This is a genomic window from Acinetobacter lwoffii, from assembly GCF_024129355.1.
In the GTDB taxonomy this organism is placed as follows: Bacteria; Pseudomonadota; Gammaproteobacteria; order Pseudomonadales; family Moraxellaceae; genus Acinetobacter; species Acinetobacter lwoffii_I.
Genome location: NZ_JAMXXP010000088.1, coordinates 1 through 757, shown reverse-complemented (window position 1 = coordinate 757; position 757 = coordinate 1). Strand labels below are relative to the sequence as shown.

2 protein-coding genes are annotated in these 757 nt (G+C 31.4%); one reads left to right on the top strand and one right to left on the bottom strand.

The window, feature by feature from the left end:
• Positions 1-241 (bottom strand): hypothetical protein (locus NI468_RS16445; protein WP_253102631.1); only part of this gene is annotated, 241 nt, incomplete at its 3' end.
• 116 nt (positions 242-357) lie between these two features.
• Here NI468_RS16445 and NI468_RS16440 point away from each other — a divergent pair.
• Positions 358-757, top strand: a 400-nt coding sequence (locus tag NI468_RS16440; RefSeq protein WP_253102629.1) for a hypothetical protein, incomplete at its 3' end; no start/stop codon positions are given.

Sequence of the window (757 nt, the reverse complement as noted above, 5' to 3'; positions counted from 1 at the left end):
GAGTTAAATTTCCTTGAAAGATTGCTTCTAGTTGAGCTAAATTTGGATCAAACCTTACATCTTTAGCTAAAATAAAAAATTGCTTATAGTCACTTTTCAGAGGTTTGATATTAGTATTTTCAGCGGATACTGATGGATCGATATTGGATTTATTGTTGCTGTTACTGATTTCATTAGTATCGAAAAAACAGCCATTTAGAAAAAACAAACTGAATACTAAAATATAAGACTGAATTTTCATGCTCATGTTTTCCTTCTACCTATTTTTATAAATTTTTATACAATTCATGACCAAATTATTCTGATATGGTTTGCTTTAATTACCATGGCATTAAATACTCATACAGGTTTCAATATATGAAAAAATTTGTATTTTTCCTAGTCAGTCCGCTTGTAGCCTGTAGTCCAATTACAGAAAAAATTGATTCAAATGTAAGTATTCCACGCATCCAATACACAGGTGGAGCGGATAATGCAAGTTATAGTGAAGCTAAGCTTATTAGGGAAGGCAAATGTTTATACCTACAACATACTGATGGCTCTAAAGTTCTGCCAATTTTTGCTACGAAAACTATAAATTGGGATAATAAAACTCATAGTCTAAAAGTAGATTCAGACACTTATTATGTGGGTGATAAAGCAGCGTATGGAGGGGGGGAATCTTATCCTTTAGAAAAAAACAATTATTCCTGGATAACAGAAGTAGATAATAGCTGTGATATCTCACAAGTTATCGTTATTAATAAACTCATAAGGC